Origin of the sequence: Vagococcus silagei (assembly GCF_004795745.1) — a bacterium.
Classification (GTDB): Bacteria; Bacillota; Bacilli; order Lactobacillales; family Vagococcaceae; genus Vagococcus; species Vagococcus silagei.
Genome location: NZ_SDGV01000024.1, coordinates 55,941 through 69,766 on the forward strand (window position 1 = coordinate 55,941; position 13,826 = coordinate 69,766).

13 protein-coding genes are annotated in these 13,826 nt (G+C 34.0%); 11 read left to right on the plus strand and 2 right to left on the minus strand.

The features are described from left to right. Nucleotides 1-5: 5 nt before the first annotated feature. The 5 genes from ESZ54_RS10695 (at nucleotide 6) to ESZ54_RS10715 (ending at nucleotide 6,177) form a co-directional block, all read left to right on the plus strand. Nucleotides 6-1,760 carry a glycoside hydrolase family 13 protein gene (locus tag ESZ54_RS10695; RefSeq protein WP_136137649.1) on the plus strand — a complete coding sequence of 585 codons (1,755 nt, stop codon included), beginning with the start codon at nucleotides 6-8 and terminating at the stop codon, nucleotides 1,758-1,760. A 95-nt stretch (nucleotides 1,761-1,855) separates the two neighbouring features. Next, complete coding sequence (locus ESZ54_RS10700; RefSeq protein WP_136137650.1) at nucleotides 1,856-3,121, plus strand: extracellular solute-binding protein; 1,266 nt, start codon at nucleotides 1,856-1,858, stop codon at nucleotides 3,119-3,121. A gap of 67 nt (nucleotides 3,122-3,188) precedes the next feature. Beyond that, on the plus strand, nucleotides 3,189-4,490 hold the full coding sequence (locus tag ESZ54_RS10705) for a carbohydrate ABC transporter permease (RefSeq protein WP_136137651.1): 1,302 nt from the start codon (nucleotides 3,189-3,191) through the stop codon (nucleotides 4,488-4,490). A gap of 1 nt (nucleotide 4,491) precedes the next feature. Further along, nucleotides 4,492-5,340 (plus strand): sugar ABC transporter permease, encoded by an 849-nt coding sequence (locus ESZ54_RS10710; RefSeq protein WP_136137652.1) that lies wholly within the window; start codon nucleotides 4,492-4,494, stop codon nucleotides 5,338-5,340. 12 nt (nucleotides 5,341-5,352) lie between these two features. After that, entirely contained in the window at nucleotides 5,353-6,177 is an 825-nt protein-coding gene (locus tag ESZ54_RS10715; RefSeq protein WP_136137653.1) for a DUF1189 family protein, read from the plus strand. A gap of 24 nt (nucleotides 6,178-6,201) precedes the next feature. Here ESZ54_RS10715 and ESZ54_RS10720 read toward each other — a convergent pair whose 3' ends face one another. Then, nucleotides 6,202-7,563 carry an MATE family efflux transporter gene (locus tag ESZ54_RS10720; RefSeq protein WP_136137654.1) on the minus strand — a complete coding sequence of 454 codons (1,362 nt, stop codon included), beginning with the start codon at nucleotides 7,561-7,563 and terminating at the stop codon, nucleotides 6,202-6,204. A gap of 154 nt (nucleotides 7,564-7,717) precedes the next feature. Between ESZ54_RS10720 and trxB the strand changes: the two genes are divergently transcribed. The 6 genes from trxB (at nucleotide 7,718) to ESZ54_RS10750 (ending at nucleotide 13,429) form a co-directional block, all read left to right on the plus strand. Further along, the gene (gene trxB, locus ESZ54_RS10725) at nucleotides 7,718-8,632 is read left to right on the plus strand and encodes a thioredoxin-disulfide reductase (RefSeq protein ID WP_136137655.1); all 915 of its coding nucleotides are present in this window, start codon (nucleotides 7,718-7,720) and stop codon (nucleotides 8,630-8,632) included. 201 nt (nucleotides 8,633-8,833) lie between these two features. Continuing rightward, nucleotides 8,834-10,561 (plus strand): phospho-sugar mutase, encoded by a 1,728-nt coding sequence (locus ESZ54_RS10730; RefSeq protein WP_136137656.1) that lies wholly within the window; start codon nucleotides 8,834-8,836, stop codon nucleotides 10,559-10,561. 14 nt (nucleotides 10,562-10,575) lie between these two features. After that, the gene (locus ESZ54_RS10735; RefSeq protein ID WP_136137657.1) at nucleotides 10,576-10,875 is read left to right on the plus strand and encodes an ArsR/SmtB family transcription factor; all 300 of its coding nucleotides are present in this window, start codon (nucleotides 10,576-10,578) and stop codon (nucleotides 10,873-10,875) included. Nucleotides 10,876-11,106: 231 nt separating this feature from the next. Next, nucleotides 11,107-11,604: a signal peptidase I gene (gene lepB / locus ESZ54_RS10740; protein WP_136137658.1), complete on the plus strand. Its 498-nt coding sequence runs from the start codon at nucleotides 11,107-11,109 to the stop codon at nucleotides 11,602-11,604. A gap of 200 nt (nucleotides 11,605-11,804) precedes the next feature. Further along, nucleotides 11,805-12,659: a ribosome biogenesis GTPase YlqF gene (gene ylqF, locus ESZ54_RS10745; RefSeq protein WP_136137659.1), complete on the plus strand. Its 855-nt coding sequence runs from the start codon at nucleotides 11,805-11,807 to the stop codon at nucleotides 12,657-12,659. Beyond that, the gene (locus tag ESZ54_RS10750; RefSeq protein ID WP_136137660.1) at nucleotides 12,659-13,429 is read left to right on the plus strand and encodes a ribonuclease HII; all 771 of its coding nucleotides are present in this window, start codon (nucleotides 12,659-12,661) and stop codon (nucleotides 13,427-13,429) included. Before ylqF ends, ESZ54_RS10750 begins: the two co-directional genes overlap by 1 nt. Before the next feature lie 184 nt (nucleotides 13,430-13,613). Here the strand turns inward: ESZ54_RS10750 and ESZ54_RS10755 are convergent. Further along, nucleotides 13,614-13,826: transposase (locus ESZ54_RS10755; protein ID WP_162615172.1), on the minus strand; the 213-nt coding region annotated here is incomplete at its 5' end.

Here is a 13,826-nt window from a genome sequence, read left to right on the forward strand (position 1 = left end):
AACAGATGGAAAGAGCAGCATTTTTACATAGACCAGATAGCGAATATGCATATTTATATACAAAGGATTTAATGCATATCCGTTTAAGAACAAAAAGAAACGATGCGGAACGCGTTGAATTAATTAGTGGCGATCCATATTTAATTAATGAAGAAAAATGGCACAAAGAATCTCGCCCAATGAAGCGTGTTGCGCAAACCGAAGATTATGATTATTGGTTGATTGAAAGAGGAGCGAAATACCGTCGTGTTCAATACGCCTTTGCAATTCATGGCTACGACGGTGAGGATTTATTTTATGGTGATCGTGGCATTTTTGAGCTGAGTGATCAAGCAAGAGCTAAAGCGGAAAACTATTTCCGTATGCCTTACTTCCATGAAGCAGATCGCTTCAAAGAACCTGAATGGGTCAAGGAAACTGTTTGGTATCAGATTTTTCCAGAACGATTTGATAATGGTGATCAAAGCAATGATCCAGAGGGAACATTACCATGGGCAAGTAAAGACCCATCAACAACTGATTTCTTCGGTGGCGATTTACAAGGTGTGATTGACCATTTAGACTATATCCAAGAATTAGGAATTAATGGATTATATTTCTGCCCAATTTTTAAAGCAACATCTAATCATAAATATGATACAATCGACTATTTTGAAATTGATCCAGCATTTGGCGATAAAGCCAAATTTAAAGAATTAGTAGAAAAAGCACATGAACGTGGTATTAAGATTATGCTTGATGCGGTCTTTAACCACTTTGGTAATAAATCACCACAATGGCAAGATGTTCTTGAAAATGAAGAAAAATCACGTTTTAAAGATTGGTTCCAAATTAAAGAGTTTCCTGTTCAAGCAAGTGATGAGGATAGTCGTTTAGATTTAAATTTTGATACATTTGCATTTACACCTCGTATGCCAAAATTAAACACAGCTAATCCAGAAGTTATTGATTACTTATTAGCAATTGCAACTTATTGGATTGAAGAATTTGATATTGATGCATGGCGTTTAGATGTTGCTAACGAAGTAGATCATCGTTTTTGGAGAAAATTCTATGATGCAACGACAGGTGTTAAAGAAGATTTATATATTTTAGGTGAAATTTGGCATTCATCTCAAAGTTGGTTAGATGGGCATGAATTCCACGCGGTCATGAATTATGCTTTTACAGAAACAATTGAAAACTTCTTTGTTAAAAAAGAGATTAAAGCAACTAAGTTAGCTAGTGGTTTACATGAACAGTTGATGCTTTATCGCGAACAAACGAATCAAGTCATGTTCAATTGTCTCGACTCTCATGACACGCCACGATTATTAACAACATGTGGTGGTGATAAAGAGCTAGCGAAACAAACACTTGCCTTTACCTTCATTCAACAAGGTTCACCATGTATCTATTATGGAACTGAAATCGGCATGGATGGTGCAATGGATCCAGATTGCCGTAAATGTATGATTTGGGATGAAGAAAAACAAGATTTGGTCTTCTTAGATTTTATGAAAGATTTAATTGCGTTTCGTAAGGAACAACAAAAGGTACTGTCATATGGCACTTTGACTTTTGAAGAATTAGACAACGAAAATCAATTTATTCAATGTTCTCGTTCATTTGAAGGTCAGACCATTGCTGGTTTGTTTAACGCAGGGAATAATGAAGTTGAACGTGAATTTTTTGGTGAAGTAGCACTTAGTCAAAATGTTGACATAGTAGGAAAGAAAGCGGTCATCAAAAAGAATGGATTCTTAATTACAAAAGGGTAACCTGTTATCGGTAACATTGTAAAAACGGTTGCAATGAAAGCCGTAACAAACTAATCTTATGTTGTAAACAACAATACTTTAGGAGGTTTTAAACAATGAAAAAAGGTTTAAAAAGATTTGGTCTAGGTTTACTAACAGCGGGTGTAGCATTAACTTTAGTAGCTTGTGGCGGAAGCAAAGATAAAAAAGAAGCATCTAAAGAAGATAGCAACACTCTTACAGTTTCTGTAGATAAAGGTTACATCAAATATTTAGAAAAAATCAAAGGTGACTTTGAAAAAGAAAATAAAGTTAAAGTTAAGTTAGTTGAAAAAGATATGTTTGACCAACTAGATGCACTTTCATTAGATGGTCCTGCTGGAAAAGCACCAGATGTAATGATGTCAGCTTACGATAGATTAGGACCTTTAGGACAACAAGGTCATTTATCAGAAGTTAAGCTTACAGATACATCAATCTATGATGATCGTGACAAACGTCAAGTTACAGTGGATGGCAAACAATATGGAGCGCCAGCGATTATTGAAACATTAATTCTTTACTATAATAAAGACCTAATTGATAAAGCGCCTGAAACATTTGCTGATTTAGAAGCAATTTCGAAAGATGATAAATTTGCTTTTGCAGATGAAAAAGGTAAAAATGTTGGATTCTTAGCTAAATGGACTGACTTCTATAGTACATACGGATTATTATCTGGTTATGGTGGTTATGTATTTGGTAAAGAAGGAACAGATCCTAAAGATGTTGGTTTAAACAACAAAGGTTCTATCGAAGGTATTACTTATGCTACTGAATGGTTCAAAGATGTTTGGCCAAAAGGTATGATGGATATCAAAAAATCACAAGAATTTATTGATAACCAATTCTTAGGTGGTAAAACCGCTGCAATTATCAATGGACCTTGGGCTGCTGCTGGATATAAAGATGGTGGCGTAAACTTTGGTACTGCTAAAATCCCTACACTAAATAATGGTAAAAAATACGAAGCATTTGGTGGCGGCAAAGCGTGGGTAATCAGTAACTACACTAAAGATAAAGATATGGCTCAAAAATTAATTGATTACTTAACAAACGAAGCAAACCAAAAAGTATTGTATGAAATGACAAATGAAGTTCCCGCAAATGGTAAAGCTAAAGAATTCGCATCTAAAGGTGACGATGATTTAACTAAAGCTGTAATCGAGCAATATGAAAGTGCTGTTCCAATGCCTAACATCCCAGAAATGGCTGAAGTTTGGACTGGTGGCGAAAACTTAATGTTTGACGCTGCATCTGGAAAACAAACACCTAAAGAAGCGGCAGATAACGCTGTTAAAATTATTGACGAAAACATTGCCCAAAAATACGGTAAAAACTAATTAGATTAAAACAGCGGAGAATAAAAAAGACTCTCTGCTGTTTTTTTTAAAGAATAGGAGAAAAATCATGACAACTTCCACTAATAAAAAAGATGTTAAAAAAGCTTCACTCTTGTCACTGATTCCAGGGGCTGGTCAGTTTTATAACGGTCAAAAATTTAAAGGTTCAATCTTTTTAGTTATTTTTGCCTTATTCATTTTTGAGCTTGCGACTTTTGGGGCGACCGCCTTAGAAAATTTCATTTCACTAGGTAGTGTAGCTGGACAAGATCATTCATTGTTTCTTTTAATTCAAGGTACAATGCAAATTATTATCACAGTTATCTTCTTAATTTTTTATGTTGTAAATATTCTTGATGCGAAAAACATTGCTAAAAAAATCAATAACGGTGTCAAAGTTACAGTGACACCGAAAGAAACACTTGATAATGTTTTAGATCACGGTTTTCCATATTTACTTACATTACCAGCATACTTGGTTATGACTGTTGCTATTATTTTCCCAGTACTTGTCACATTATTTATGGCTTTTACAAACTATGATTTCCAACATATTCCACCAGCAAACCTAATAGACTGGGTTGGCTTTAAAAACTTCTTCAGTATTTTCTTCTTAAGTAGTTATCGTGCAACGTTTGGTGCTGTACTTAGCTGGACAGTCATTTGGACAGTTTGTGCGACAACTTTACAAATTGTTTTAGGTGTCTTAACTGCCGTAATTGCAAACCAATCATTTATCAAAGGAAAAAGATGGTTTGGGGTAATCTTCCTATTACCTTGGGCAGTTCCAGCATTTATTACGATTATGAGTTTCTCAAATATTTTCAATGATAGTATCGGTGCGATTAACACACAAGTTATTCCATTCTTTAATCATTTACCATTGGTAGATATTGCACCAATCGCATGGAAGACTGATCCTTTCTGGACAAAAGTTGCGATTATCATGATTCAAGGTTGGTTAGGCTTCCCATATATTTATGTTATGACAACTGGTATTTTACAATCGATTCCAGAAGAGTTATATGAAGCTGCTAAAATTGACGGTGCGGGCGTTTTACAACGTTTTAACACAATTACGTTACCAATGATTCTATTTGTGGCGGCACCTATTTTTGTCACACAATACACAGGTAACTTTAACAATTTCTCAATGATTTACTTATTCAACGATGGTGGTCCGGGTAGTGTCGGCGGTGGTGCTGGTTCAACGGATATCTTAATTTCTTGGATTTTTAAATTAACGACTGGAAATGCGCCTCAGTACTCGATAGCCGCAGCTGTAACGTTAATTATCTCATTTATTGTTATCGGTATTTCGCTAATTGTCTTTAAGAAAACTAAAGCATTTGATATGGAGGGCATGTAAAATGAAACGAACACACTCCGTTAAAAGAGAGCGATTTTTATCTCATTTATTTACGTATTTGTTTTTAATTGTGTTATCAATTGTCATCATTTATCCATTGTTGATCACTGTTAGTACTGCTTTTAAAACAGGTAACGTGGGTGCATTCTCACTTGATTTAAAAGGTGATTGGACACTCAATAACTTCAAGCGATTGTTTGACGAAACACTGTATTTAAGTTGGTATAAGAATACCTTAATTATTGCAACATTCACTATGATTTGTCAGGTGATTATTGTAACATTAGCTGGGTACACATACTCAAGATATCGTTTTATTGGTCGTAAACAAAGTTTGAAACTTTTCTTAATCATTCAAATGGTACCAACAATGGCTGCCTTAACAGCATTCTTTGTTATGGCACTATTGTTAAATGCCTTAGATCAACCTTGGTTCTTAACTATCATTTATATTGGTGGTGGGATTCCAATGAACACATGGTTAATGAAAGGATACTTCGATACTGTTCCAATTGATTTAGATGAATCTGCAAAACTTGATGGCGCGGGTCATTTTAGAATATTTTGGCAAATTGTGTTACCACTAGTTAAACCGATGATTGCGGTTCAGGCACTTTGGGCGTTTATGGGACCTTTTGGAGATTTCATGTTAGCAAAATTCTTGCTTCGTTCTCCAGAAAAAATTACAGTTGCAGTTGGTTTACAAACATTCTTATCAAATGCTCGTGACCAAAAAATTGCGTTATTCGCTGCTGGAGCAATTTTGATTGCGTTACCTATTTCCGTTCTGTTCTTTTTCTTACAAAAGAACTTTGTATCTGGACTTTTATCAGGTGGTACAAAAGGATAGGAGTTTTCAATCATGAAGAAAAAATCATTTCCAATTTCTTATTTTGTAAATAGTTGTAGTTTCAAAAAAATGTTTTTAGGACGTAGAGATTTAAATGCAATTCAAATGATTTTTGTAAGTATTTTTTTAGTCTTTCTACTGTTAAATCCTGTGGTTTATCATTCGAAAAATGTTCCTGAATATGACTTGAATGAATTTTTACCTGATTTAACCAAAACTGTTGAAAAAATTTCATTGACGGATTTACAGCAGATAAAAGTTGAAAATCATCAATTGGTTCAACCACAAGAGCCAATTAAAGAAGACTTTTTAATTGTTAATCTCAATGGAAAAGAACATGCTACCATGAAGAATGGTGTTATGTTTACAAATAAAACAATTGAGATTAAATTGAAAGGTGATACTGATTTGACGATTGCATATCCTAAATCAATCAATGGAAGTGATTTTAATTCAAATCAAGATTTCTTAACCATGATTAATAAAGAGTGGAATAATCAAAATTCGGTTTATCGTTATTTTAGTATGATTATTTTAGTCAGTTTGTTAGTTGTTGTGACTGTTCTATTCTTAGTTTTTGGTGCTAGTTTCTTTATTTTGCTAACTAAGAAAAACCAAATGTCAACCATTAAGACCTATAAAGAATCTGTAAATGTTGTGTTAAATGCGATGTTTATACCAACATTGCTTGCGACGGTCGTTGGTTTTATTAGCTACGATATCACAGTAATGTTAATGATTCAGTCATTAGGTTTAGGCTTAGTGATGCTACTTATTTTTGTTAAAACAAAATTTAATGATGGGTATGCGCTTGATGGAAAATTATCAATAAATTAAAAAAATTCTAGNNCTAGAATTTTTTTAATTTATTTTTGATTTAGTTCGCCAAATACCTGATTTCCATCGTTTTAAGAGCATAATTGCCCGCAAACCCTCATCTATCGAGTAAGCTAACCAAACGCCTACAAGGCCCATTTTTAATGGAATAGCGAGAACATATGAGAAAGGTAAACTAATCAGCCACAGAACAATTAAACTGATGATCAAAGGAAATTTAACATCTCCTGTTGCGTTAAGTGATCCGACCATGACCATATTAACCGTTCTACCTAGTTCTAAGAAAATATCAACAAGGAAAATAATTTTGGCAATGGCAATTACCTCTTGATTGTAAGTAAAAATATGCATAATAGGTTCTATCGCGATCCAAGTAGAGATTGAAATTAATGCTGTACAAATCATTGCGATTTGGACAGTTCGTTTACCGCGGACATACGCTCGATTATAAGCCTTAGCACCAATATTTCGCCCAATAATGATTTGGTTCCCTTGACTAAGTGAGGCGGCAATCAGATACACAAACTGGGTAATGGCTGTGACATACGATTTTGCAATTAACATATTTTCACCTAAACTTGCAACAATCATCGTTACAACAACTTGCGAAGCTGTGTAGGATAAGTTTTCACCTGAAGAAGGTAGGCCATAGGTAAGAATTTGTCTTAACATTGGTACCGAAGCATTTTTTATTCTAAGCTTGAGAACATTAAAACCAATGACACGATTTAAGATAATAAAAGCAATAAGTAACGCGATAAAATTACTTACAACAGTTGAAATTGCCAAACCTTTGACACCTAAATGAGGTAGACCCATTGGCCCGTATAAAGCGACATAGTTCCCAATAACAGCAAAAATAATGGCTATCGTAGGAATAATGAGTGCGGCTTTCGTTTTTCCGTGGCTTCTTAAGACGGCAACTATCGCAGCTGAAATAGAAGTAATAAAAAGACTCGCTCCATAAATTTGAATATATGGAACACCAATTTCAACTATATTCGTAGGTAAATTCATAAAGAAAAGAAGTTGTTCGGGTAAACAAATAAAAACGAAACTAATGATAAGGCCTAAAACAAATGATCCAATAAGTGCTGTTGTGATAACTTCTTTAATTTTATGATGTTTTTGTGCCCCAATCAGTTGTGCGATAATAATTTGGGCGCCGACCGTGATAAATCCGTAAATAAATACAGAAAGATTTAATAGTTGATTGGAAGCCCCGACTGCAGCAACTGCCGATTCGGAATATTGCGAAATCATCCAAACGTTAATATTACCGATAAAGACTCTTAAAAATAATTCAATAAAAATTGGCCAACTAAGGAATATTAACTCTTGATCAGATTCTTTGTGTTTTGTAAAACATAGTTTTAATTTGGACATTAATCCACCTCTTTCAATTTGGTGTTTTATGGATATCAAGAGTATTGTAAAGGTTATTACTGAGATGTCAATCATTTAAATCAAAACAAAAGAATAGACATTTATTTTTTAAAAGGTTACAGTTTAAATAGAAATTTATTTGGAGGGTTCTATTATGTATGATGTAATAATTTTAGGAGCCGGGCCTGCAGGAATGACTGCTGCACTTTATGCCTCACGTTCTGACTTATCTGTTTTAATTATTGAGCGAGGTGCTCCGGGTGGGCAGATGATGAATACAAGTGAGGTCGAAAATTATCCAGGCTTTACAAGTATTGAAGGTCCTGACTTATCACTAAAAATGTATGATAATGCATTAAAATTTGGTGCCGAACATGTTTACGGTAATATTCAAGCACTTGAAGATCATGGTGAAGTTAAAAAAGTGATTTGTGATGATGAAACCTATGAAGCTAAGACTGTCATCATTGCAACAGGAAGTGACCATCGTAAGATTGGGATTCCGGGTGAAGAAGAATACTCAGGCCGTGGTGTATCGTACTGTGCTGTCTGTGACGGGGCATTCTTTAGAGATCGCCATTTAGTTGTAGTTGGCGGGGGAGATTCAGCTGTTGAAGAAGGAATGTACTTGACCCAATTTGCTAGTAAAGTGACGATTGTCCATCGTCGCGATCAATTAAGAGCACAAAAAATCTTACAGGATCGTGCTTTTAAAAATGAAAAAATTGACTTTATTTGGAATAAGACACCGTTAGCAATAAAAGGTGATGATATAAAGGTAAATTCAATCGAGCTAAAAGATACTCAAATTGGTGAAATATCGAATCTTGAAGCAGATGGTGTATTTATTTATATTGGTTTAGACCCATTAACCGAACCGTTCAAAAACTTAGGCATCACAAATCAAGAAGGCTGGATTGAAACCAACGAAAAAATGGAAACTTCAATTCCGGGTATTTATGCAATTGGAGATGTACGAAATACTGTCTTACGTCAAATTGCGACTGCAGTTGGTGATGGTAGTATTGCTGGACAAGAAGTTTATAATTATTTATCCGCTTTAGATTAAAAAAACACGAAGTGGCGTCTTAAATGGCGTCGCTTTTTGTTTTTGAAAAGGTTTTCTTGTGAAAATGGTATAGTTTGGGAAAAGTGTGGGAATATATTATTGGTATGATTTACTAAATTTATTCCAACTTGATTCAACTTAGTGGTATACTATAAGTAATTAAATGTTTAATTTAGTTAATTAAATTATTGAGGTGATGAAATGTCTTGGAAAGAAATTTATAAACAATGGTCAGATTTTAATGAGTTAGATCAAAAAGTAAGAACCGATTTAGAAGAAGTTGAAAATGACGAACACGAACTTGAGGACGCTTTTTTCGCGCCACTTGAATTTGGTACTGCTGGAATGCGTGGCGTATTAGGCGCAGGAATTAATCGTATGAATATTTATACAATTAGACAAGCAGCAAAGGGTCTTGCTTTGTTCATTGAATCACTTGGGGAAGAAGCTAAAAAACGTGGTGTTGCGATTGCTTACGATTGTCGTTACCAATCGAAAGAATTTGCAATGGTTTCTGCTGGAACATTAGCAACTCATGGTATTAAATCATATGTTTTCGAAAGTTTAAGACCAACTCCTGAACTATCTTACGCTGTTCGCGAATTAAATTGTATTTCGGGTATCATGATTACCGCGAGTCACAATCCTTCAAACTATAACGGTTTTAAAGTTTATGGTGAAGACGGGGGCCAAATGCCACCTAAAGATGCTGATGCTGTCATTGAATTTGTAAGAAGTATTGAAAACCCTTTAATTATTGCAGTACCTTCAGCGGAACAAGAAAAAGAATTTGTATCAATTATTGGTGCAGATATTGATGAACCATATCTTGAAAAAGTAAAATCAGTGACAATTGATCAAGAACTCTTAAATCGTTCAGCTAAAGATTTAAAACTTATTTTCACGCCATTACACGGAACAGGTAAAATGTTAGGTGAAAAAGCCTTATTAAATGCTGGTTTTACTGGTTTTGAATTTGTTCCAGAGCAAGCGGTTGCAGATCCTGATTTTACAACTGTAAAATCTCCTAATCCTGAAGATAGTGCAGCTTTTGAATATGCAATTAAATTAGGAAAAGAAAAAAATGCTGATTTGTTAATTGCAACAGATCCAGATGCAGACCGATTAGGTGCAGCGGTAAAATTACCAAATGGCGAATATCAAGTGCTTTCTGGTAACCAAATTGGTAGTTTAATGTTACAATACATTTTAGATGCGAAGAAGAGAACAGGTACGTTGAATCAAAACTCTGCAGCATTAAAATCAATTGTTTCAAGTGAACTGGCAACTAGCATTGCAACAAAATATGATGTTGAAATGATCAATGTTTTAACTGGTTTTAAATTTATTGCAGAAAAAATCAAAGAATTTGAAGCGACAGGTAGTCATACTTTTGTTTTCGGTTTTGAAGAAAGTTATGGCTATTTAGTACAACCGTTTGTACGTGATAAAGATGCCATCCAAGCATTAGTACTAATTGCTGAAATGACAACCTATTACAAAGAACAAGGCTTGACGCTTTATGATGTGTTGCTTGAGATTTACAAAGAGCACGGATTCTATACTGAAAAAACAATTTCATTTACGTTCTCTGGTATTGATGGTATTGAAAAAATTAAAAATATTATGCTACAATTAAGAGAACAAAAAATCACCAAAGTTGGAGATTATAAGATTGCGATTCAAGAAGACTATGATACAGATGTTTGTGAAAACCTATTATCTGGAGAAGTGACATCAATTGGCTTGCCAAAATCAAATGTATTGAAATATTATTTGGAAGATGGCAGTTGGTTTGCAGTTCGTCCTTCAGGAACAGAACCTAAAGTAAAAATCTACTTAAGTGTCAAAGGTGATACCAAAGAAGCATCTGCAACAAAATTCAGCCAACTTGAAGAAGCAATCACAAAATTATTACAAGTAAACTAAAAGGTTGGAAATGAATGACAATACAAGATATTAATGATGAAGAATTAAAAGAAGTTAGCCAGTTTTACAAAGCGTTGAGTGATCCAACGCGCTTGAAAATATTGATTAATCTGATGGAAGAAGAGTTAAATGTATCAACTTTAGTTGAACGTTTAAATATGGAACAATCGGCAGTCTCACATCAATTAAAACTCCTTCGAACAAATCGTCTTGTTAAAACAAGACGTGAAGGTAAAGGGGTTTATTATTCGCTTGATGATCAACACGTAAGTGACATTTTAAAACAAACCATTACTCATATGACGCATCATTAATTTAAGAAAGAGGTCGACTATTATTCTGGTCGCTCTCTTTTTTTGCGCGAGATATTAATATTAAAAAATATTCAAATAAAGTGTGATTCACCTAGCTTTTTTGATTAATATTGTATATCATTGAAAATAGTAATCTTAGGAATTCCGAGTTTGTTTTTTCGGATGCTCCAAGTATAAGGTGGTGTCAATTTTGGAAAAAAAGTAATAGAATTATTTTGGTACTGGATCAAAATGTTTGTTGTTGCATACGTAATCGTAATTATATGTAGGGCCTTTGTTTTTGTACCAATTGAAGTGACTGGAAATTCGATGGCACCAACATTAAAACAGAGCGATTTTGTGATTACCGAACAATTTTCTGAAATTAAACGCTTTGATATGATTGTTTTTCATTCCTTAGATGGAAATACCTACGTCAAAAGGGTGATTGGTTTACCAGGAGAAACAATCGAATATAAAAATGATGTTTTGTACGTGAATGGGAAAAAGATTGACGAAGAATACTTAGAAGGCATTAAAAAGAAAAAGAACGGTTTCTTATATACAACTGATTTTAATTCAAAAGAATTGTTGGGTGTTAAGAAAATTCCCAAAAACAATTATTTTGTATTAGGTGATAATCGCCGTTTAAGTAAAGATAGTCGCTCGTTTGGAACAATTAATTCACAAGATATCATTGGTAAAATCAGACTAATCTATTATCCGCTAAAAGATTTCAAAATTTTTTAACAATATGACTAAAATTTGTTATATAATATGCTTAAAATATGCTGAGACAACTGTTTTTTTATACTTTTGACTCAGCTTTTAATTTGTGCTAACAAGTTTTAGCGTGCAGTCTAATTTATGTTACAATGATGAAAGAAAAATTAGAAAGCTGTCTATCGGTTATGCAAATTTTCTATGAAAATAAAAGAGGGGGAAAGATGATGACAATCCAATGGTTTCCAGGTCATATGGCAAAAGCTCGTCGCGAAGTTGCAGAAAAACTAAAACTAGTTGATATCGTCTTAGAAATTGTCGACGCGCGTTTACCAATGTCAAGTCGTAATCCAATGTTAGATCAATTGATCCAACAAAAACCACGTTTAGTTCTGTTAAATAAAGCAGATTTGGCTGATCCAATTCAAACTGACAACTGGCAAAAGTATTTCGAGAATAAAGGCTATGCTTGCTTAAAAATTAATGCAAATCAAGGTAAAGGGATCAAAGCGATTAGTACCAAGTCTAAAGAAATGCTAGCTGAAAAAATTGAAAGACAAAAAGCGCGAGGTATGAGACCACGCCCAATTAGAGCGATGTGTATTGGAATTCCTAATGTAGGTAAATCAACATTGTTAAACCGCTTAGCTAATAAAAACATGGCCAAAACAGGGAATATGCCTGGTGTTACAAAAGGTCAACAATGGCTTAAATCAAGTAAAGATTTTGAGTTGCTTGATACACCGGGAATTCTTTGGCCTAAATTTGAAGATGAACAAATTGGTAAAAAATTAGCTTTAACGGGCGCGATAAAAGATACTTTATTAAATATGGATGATTTAGCTTTGTTTGGACTCGACTTTTTTAAGGAACATTATCCATCTCAATTACAAGATCGTTATCAATTATCTGACGAAGAAATATTACTCTCTGCAGTTGATATTTTACTTTTAATTACCAAAAAACGCGGTTTTAAAGATGATTATGAACGTGGCAGTCAAATGATTGTGCAAGAAATTAGAGATGGCCGCTTAGGTCGTTATACTTTAGATCTAGTGAGTGATTTTCAGGAGGGGAAATAGTGAGTAAAGAACTTACAGTTAACCAAATTAAAGAGCAATTAAAATTAGTAACAAGATTGGATGACCCTTTTTTTATGTCGTTATATAATGATGAAAGAAAAGGGGTTCAAGCAGTACTAATGACAGCAGAAAATCGCCTAAAAAGACAAATTGTGTTGCGTCAACATTTCATTGAAATGCAAGAATTTGAAAATGATTGTCGTGATAAGGGTTATCAATTTATTGCTGGTATCGATGAAGTTGGTCGGGGACCACTTGCTGGACCAGTAGTTGCTTGTGCTGTTATCTTACCTGTAGATTTTAAGTTGATTGAAGTCAATGATTCGAAACAATTATCTGCGACTAAAAGAGCCTATTTAGCTAAGGAAATAAAAGAAAAAGCACTTGCAATTGGCGTTGGTATTATTGACGAAAAAACAATTGATAGTGTTAATATTTACGAGGCGACGAAACTTGCCATGCAACAAGCAATTGACAAACTTGCGATAAGCCCAGAATATTTATTAATTGATGCGATGACGCTTCCTGTAGATATTCCTCAAGAAAGTATTATCAAAGGTGATGCTCGTAGTATTTCAATTGCGTGCGCGAGTATCATCGCAAAAGAAACCAGAGATGATTTGATGAAAGAGTACGATCAACAGTACCCAGGTTATGGTTTTTCAAAAAATGCTGGTTACGGTACGAAAGAACATTTAGCTGGGATTAATAAAATTGGTATCTGTCCGATTCACCGTAGAAGTTTTTCACCAATTAAAGAATTAATTTAAAATATTTTCCTCTTTCGTACGTATCTTAAAGATATCAATCACGAGAGGGGATTTTTTAATTGGAAAATTATCGCTTTTTCATTTTTAAGTTGAAACATTTAAAGGGAGTAGGTGAGCTAATTTCATAATTCACTTTTTAGAAAAGTAAACACTCGACCAATTTCAATATTCTTGTTTTTTGAAGTTAAGCGACTAGTTCTTTTCTATATTTCACTTGTGATAATCGTTGTGCTGCAAAATTCTTTAAATTATAAGCAAGTTGAATCAGTAATAGTTCCACTTGAACAATTTCTGATCGATAGTGTGTCGTATCATTTAATTTCATATGTTCTTTTAGATAACCATTCACTCTTTCAACTGCACTTCGTTTCGCGTATAGTTTTTCCCAAGCTTTTGT

What these genes read in the sequence shown, in the direction of transcription:
- ESZ54_RS10720 (WP_136137654.1), bottom strand. Translation starts at nt 7,563, where the DNA reads ATGTCCAAATTAAAACTATGTTTTACAAAACACAAAGAATCTGATCAA.
- trxB (WP_136137655.1), top strand. Translation starts at nt 7,718, where the DNA reads ATGTATGATGTAATAATTTTAGGAGCCGGGCCTGCAGGAATGACTGCT.
- ESZ54_RS10700 (WP_136137650.1), top strand. Translation starts at nt 1,856, where the DNA reads ATGAAAAAAGGTTTAAAAAGATTTGGTCTAGGTTTACTAACAGCGGGT.
- ESZ54_RS10705 (WP_136137651.1), top strand. Translation starts at nt 3,189, where the DNA reads ATGACAACTTCCACTAATAAAAAAGATGTTAAAAAAGCTTCACTCTTG.
- ESZ54_RS10715 (WP_136137653.1), top strand. Translation starts at nt 5,353, where the DNA reads ATGAAGAAAAAATCATTTCCAATTTCTTATTTTGTAAATAGTTGTAGT.
- ESZ54_RS10730 (WP_136137656.1), top strand. Translation starts at nt 8,834, where the DNA reads ATGTCTTGGAAAGAAATTTATAAACAATGGTCAGATTTTAATGAGTTA.
- ESZ54_RS10695 (WP_136137649.1), top strand. Translation starts at nt 6, where the DNA reads ATGGAAAGAGCAGCATTTTTACATAGACCAGATAGCGAATATGCATAT.
- lepB (WP_136137658.1), top strand. Translation starts at nt 11,107, where the DNA reads ATGTTTGTTGTTGCATACGTAATCGTAATTATATGTAGGGCCTTTGTT.
- ESZ54_RS10710 (WP_136137652.1), top strand. Translation starts at nt 4,492, where the DNA reads ATGAAACGAACACACTCCGTTAAAAGAGAGCGATTTTTATCTCATTTA.
- ESZ54_RS10735 (WP_136137657.1), top strand. Translation starts at nt 10,576, where the DNA reads ATGACAATACAAGATATTAATGATGAAGAATTAAAAGAAGTTAGCCAG.
- ylqF (WP_136137659.1), top strand. Translation starts at nt 11,805, where the DNA reads ATGACAATCCAATGGTTTCCAGGTCATATGGCAAAAGCTCGTCGCGAA.